At 44.4% G+C, this 5,401-nt stretch carries 4 protein-coding genes; 2 read left to right on the top strand and 2 right to left on the bottom strand.

Translation table 11 applies throughout. The features are described 5' to 3' along the window. Window positions 1–56 precede the first annotated feature (56 nt). A complete protein-coding gene (locus AXW79_RS01795) occupies window positions 57–2,948 on the bottom strand; it encodes an ATP-binding protein (protein WP_155736671.1) in 2,892 nt (963 codons plus the stop codon). Window positions 2,949–3,114: 166 nt separating this feature from the next. After that, entirely contained in the window at window positions 3,115–3,738 is a 624-nt protein-coding gene (locus AXW79_RS01800; protein ID WP_005321715.1) for a response regulator transcription factor, read from the bottom strand. 571 nt (window positions 3,739–4,309) lie between these two features. On the opposite strand from AXW79_RS01800, the gene ecpA reads away from it, so the two are divergent. Both ecpA and AXW79_RS01810 read left to right on the top strand, forming a co-directional pair. After that, entirely contained in the window at window positions 4,310–4,870 is a 561-nt protein-coding gene (gene ecpA / locus AXW79_RS01805) for a common pilus major fimbrillin subunit EcpA (RefSeq protein WP_011898218.1), read from the top strand. A gap of 56 nt (window positions 4,871–4,926) precedes the next feature. Next, the gene (locus AXW79_RS01810) at window positions 4,927–5,316 is read left to right on the top strand and encodes a fimbrial biogenesis chaperone (RefSeq protein ID WP_248845842.1); all 390 of its coding nucleotides are present in this window, start codon (window positions 4,927–4,929) and stop codon (window positions 5,314–5,316) included. Window positions 5,317–5,401: the final 85 nt, after the last annotated feature.

The raw sequence follows: 5,401 nt of genomic DNA on the forward strand, positions 1-5,401 counted from the left end.
TGATTTTGAATGTTTCTGGGTAAAGCTGACGGGGCATAACACCTCCAATAGTTGCCTCATTTTAAGGCTGTGAGGTGGCTAGGGAACTGGGGGCGATTCATATTGAAGTCGGTGATGATGATATCTGTGCTCTGTGTCATTAAATGCTGCAGCGCCGCTCTACCTGAATCAACTGCCTGCACCTCATGTCCAAGAAAAGCCAACTGTTGAGTGACCAATAGACGGTTGGTGGGATGATCATCGACAATTAAAACCTGATACCCCTGAACTTCAGATGGCTCTTCGCTCACATGCTTGCTCTCATTGCCGGACATTGGCAAGACATTCACAAATGGTAGCTTGAGGTGCACAGATACCGTTGTTCCTTGCCCAATTTCGCTGTCAATGTACAACTCCCCTCCCATCATCTGGCAAAGCGTTCGGCTGATCATCAACCCGAGGCCGGTGCCGGACTTCTGTATATCCGTGGGCTGACTTGCCTGGGTGAAGGGCTGAAAAAGCAGCTTCAGATCCTGCTTGCTAATACCGATACCACTGTCCGTTACCCTCACCCTCACATCGCACCATGAACTTGCTATGTCACACTCCACAGCCAGATCAACGCCTCCCTTTCGGGTAAATTTAATGGCGTTGCTAACCAGATTGGAAAGGATTTGCTTATAACGGATAGGATCCACCAACACTGTCACATCACCTTGACAGGTCAGGGTCAAGGTCAAACCTTTCTGGCGAGCAACTGCAGAAAAAACATTGATGACGGCTCTACCCAACTCACTAATTCGATGAGGGGATGGCGACAACTCAAGCTTGCCAGATTCTATTTTGGAGAGATCAAGAATATCACCAATTAGCCCCAACAAGTCATTGGACGATTGATAGACTACCTGAATAGCGCCCCTATCGTCGTCATTCAGTCCACCTTTACGTAGAGTCAATTCAAGCAAACCGATAATGGCATTCATGGGAGTTCGAATCTCATGGCTCATTGTCGCCAAGAATGTCGACTTGGCACGACTGGCCTCAGCCAACTCGTGAAGCAGTGACATTCGCTCGCTAATGTCGATCCAACCACCGACAACACCCTGTATCTCCCCCGATAAATCACGGTATACCTGCAGCCAATGATATATATCAATCTCACCATGCAGCAAGGTCAATCGATAATCACCATCTCGTGGAAGACCATCATCAAGTGTTTTTAAGAAGATATCGTTCAGTAATTTAATAGCAGGACAAATATCTTCAATGTCTGACAAGGTAGAACCCATCAAATCACTTTTTCTGACATTTAAGAAATTTGCGTAACTATCATTGCATAGAATTATTCTGCCATCCCGACCTCTGGCATATATTGGATGAGGAGTACTTTCAACCAGCTCTTCAACAAATTTAAGCTGTGTTCCCAAAGCGACTTCCGCGGCCTGACGCTGCTTTACCTCACGACGCAGCAATAACCCCCAAAATAAGCCACCTAAGAAGATGACTATCATCACCAAAAAGATCACTCCATACTCACGAATTACTCCTTGCCACGTTATATTCTCATTTCTGGCATTGACACGCCACATTGTAGCCAACCCCTCTAACTCATCTGGCGGGATATGAGCCAATACCTTGTCTAGAACGGCCACCAATTCTGACTGTGAGGGTAGAGCTGCAAAGCTAGCTCCGATTGGTTTCGAATTGAATAACTCCCCTGCAATATGTAGTGAATCCGAAAACTGAGAATTAATGAAAAACTTGGCACCACGCAGTGGCAAGACGATGACATCACATCTTTTTCTTGCCACGCATGCCAAAGCATCATCAATTCTATCAAAAAAAACATCATCTCTCGCCTTAAGCTTTCGCCTGGCCTCTATTGACGCAATGTATCCATTTACCCAAGCAACTCTGGATAATCTAAGTAATGCCTCAGGATCAACACCTTTATTATCCTCATGAGTAATATAGACCAATGGGTCCAGAGCAAAAGCACGAGTGAAAATGAATTTCTCTAAGCGTTCTACATTAGGCGTCATGATCATCAGGTCGGCATTGCCTGATTCAACCATGGCTATCTGCTCCAGTGTTGTCGACACCGGCAGTATATTTACTTGTATACCAAGCTTTGCTCTTATCACCTGTGATATATCTGCAACCACTCCGTGCAAATTACCATTTTCATCCACAAAACTCAGTGGTGGTGTGCGAGTGTTCACAGCAATACTAATCCCATCTCTCTTATTGACCATCTGCCACTGTTCTTTGGTCAATGGGATCGCATCAGAATGGATAGATAAGCCACCACCACTCCAGCGCTTCAGAATGGAGCTTACATGCATGTCAGAAATAGATAACAATGATGTGTTTAATATTTTTTTAAAAACTTCATTGCCTTGCCTAATACCAAATGAAAAGCCCGATGTATCTGCATAAATTGGTCTAACCAATTGGATGCTATCTTGATGAAATTTATTTACAATAAAGTTTCCTGAAATCATATCTATCAGAACGGCGTCAGCTTTCCCATATGCAACCGATGCTACTGCCGCATACCTAGAAGAGTATAGGTCGACCTTGACCCCAGGTAGATACCTCAACAACTCAGAGAAAGGCAAATAAGATTCCGCAACAGCAACGCGTTTTATCTCTTCATCACCAATACCAAACTGCTTATATATGGCTGGCTCGTCCATAATATAAGGTTTTGTTAAATCCAGTCTCTCGCCAGCCTCATAGCTGTTAGATGAGCCAATAAAATCTGCTTCACCATTTCTAACTGCCTCTATAGCAACATCTCGTGATGGATACAGTTTTGCAACTATATCCACCTTCAATACACCAGATAATATTCCAATGATATCAGCAGTCACTCCTTCATATATCTTTGCTCGCTGAGTGATATCCATCGGTGGATTGTCAGGAATAGGCACGGCCAATATCAGTTTTTTTTCTTGTTTAACCACGTTGACTCTGATTCTGTTAAGGACACATTTAGCTTATGGTAATCTGGCAATGACTCCCTTGAGAATACTGACATTGTATCAGTGGAATAAGCAACATGAGTAAATAACAATGTCACTATGCAACACAAAAATAATGGCCACTCTTTGCACGTCATTGCCTTTCCCCTCAAATAACCATATATCTTTTAGCTAAATCGATAAGCTCTACCATATTATTGACTTGCAGTTTTCGCATAACTCGACTTTTATAAGTGCTGATTGTCTTTTCACTCAGCAACATATTGTTTGCAATTTCTTTGTTACTGCACCCCTTACACAGAGACAGAAAAACTCTCATCTCTCTGTCAGACAATGATAATAATGCATCATCGCTGTTGATATTTGACGCTTGATCACCTTCAGATATTATTTCGTCAGGAAAGTAACGTTTCCCATCCAGACATGCCTTGATCGCAGAACTCAACAGCATCAAGTCATCCATCTTGGATATAAATCCATTAGCCCCAGCCTGAAAACAGCGAGACATAATGTGATTGCCATCTTGTGCAGATAGGACAACAATGAGTGACTGACTATTACTCTTCTTGATTCTATTAATGACATCGATTCCATCAAGCTTGGGAATCCCTATGTCCAGCACGACAATATTCGGCGTTGAAGCCTTCACAATTTGAAGCGCATCAATTCCATTGTCGACTTCACCACATATATGAAAACCCTCGGCCAACAACAATATCTTGACAGCCATTCTTATAGCTGGATGATCATCAACAATTAGCACTGTCTTCATATAAATCACCTGCTCTCATACTATTATATAAATTTAAAATTCTCTTTTAGAGAGTAAGTTATAAAATTCACATTTGCCATTAATCGTCACTACATATCTACTAAGTAGTGGCCAATGTAAGGCGCCAGTAATGGCATAAACTATCGTCCCCACATAAACATAGAGAGCCGAACCTCATTACATATGCACACAAGCAGATAGTGAATGTGGCGGTTACTCTTATCTGTAAAAATGTAATTGACTTGTTACAAATAAGGCATCAGTGTCATTTGCTGCCAATACTTGTACATAGTCACCACTATTTCCATGTGCACACATAATACAAAAATCCACCAGCAATTCTGAACTCTAACTATACGATCCTACAAGTTAAGAATTTTCCTACAGAGGCTCTTATGGTCATCCTGATGCTCAAACTTTATGCTTAATAACGTTAGCTGCTTAACATCCTCAACAACAGCTAATCCATGTGCATCGTGAGGGTATGGGAAGGGATAGCACGTCATTTCTGGTAAATGGATGACCCTATATCCCTACTACATTCGGTATATGTAATAGATCGGGTATAAAAATGAAAAAAGCACTTATCGCAGTGATCCTTGCCAGTTCAGGGCTCTCCTTCGCACACGCAGTTGAATCTACTGCCACGTGGAAAGCAACGGCCAAGAAAGATAGCACTTCCGCGCTCGAGGTGACTGCGCTGGATAGTCTGGCATTTCAATACTCTGATGGCAGCAAGGCGTTCAATACAGTCAATGGTCTGTTCGACGTTTCCATCAAAGGAGATGCCAGTGCCACCGACTTTACCCTGAAAGCCAAGAAACTCAGCGGCACCCTCAACCACCTGAGCGGTGGTTCGACAGTCGATGTGGGCGTGATGTGGCAGGGCGTACCGGTGAGCACTAGCGCCTACACCACTCTGATTGATACCGCAGCCGGTACCACTGGTGGCAGCCTCGCTCCGCTGGCGGCCGGTTTCAAGGATGACACCCAGAGTACCACCGCACAGGGTGCTTTCAGCTTCAATATCGAGAAAGCCACTGTCAACGGAGCTGACGCCGAGTTCAATACTCTGCCGGACGGTCTGTGGAGCGGTGAGGTCAACGTCGAGTTCGTAGCCAGCTGGGCCTAATACTTTTTGTTTCATCAAGGGGCCAATGGGCCCCTTTTTTATCCGAGATACTCTCTATGTTGAACAGGATCTTATTCACTCTTCTGGCAATTTACCCGTTCGCAAGCCAAGCAATCAATGTGGGGAGCATTACTACCTTTATTGATGTCGGTGTACAGGAAGTATCCAAAGAGATTGAAAACAGTAGCAATCAAGCTCGTCTGGTCACCGTCTCCGTCTCCCGCATCTCCTCGCCCGAAGAGAACGGTGTAGAGATTCCGATGGAAGACGGCGAACTGCTGCTCTCTCCGGCACGCATGATGTTGCCCGCCAGAGCAAAAAACAACGTGCGCTTTTTCTATAAAGGCCCGGCAGACGACAAGGAGCGCTACTACCGCATCACATGGCACGATACGGCCCTGTCTGCGTATTCCGGCGAAGTGGAACAGCCATTCTGGCCAACGTGAACACCCTGATCCTTAACGCGCTAACGTCATCTCGTTTCTTACTCGACTGTTCATATTGGGTCAACTCACTTCTCCTCTTACTCAT

It is taken from the genome of Aeromonas salmonicida subsp. salmonicida (assembly GCF_001643305.1).
Classification (GTDB): Bacteria; Pseudomonadota; Gammaproteobacteria; order Enterobacterales; family Aeromonadaceae; genus Aeromonas; species Aeromonas salmonicida.

Bases quoted from the DNA above. Each gene is read 5' to 3' on its own strand.
- AXW79_RS01800 (WP_005321715.1), bottom strand. From the start codon at position 3,738: ATGAAGACAGTGCTAATTGTTGATGATCATCCAGCTATAAGAATGGCT.
- ecpA (WP_011898218.1), top strand. From the start codon at position 4,310: ATGAAAAAAGCACTTATCGCAGTGATCCTTGCCAGTTCAGGGCTCTCC.
- AXW79_RS01810 (WP_248845842.1), top strand. From the start codon at position 4,927: ATGTTGAACAGGATCTTATTCACTCTTCTGGCAATTTACCCGTTCGCA.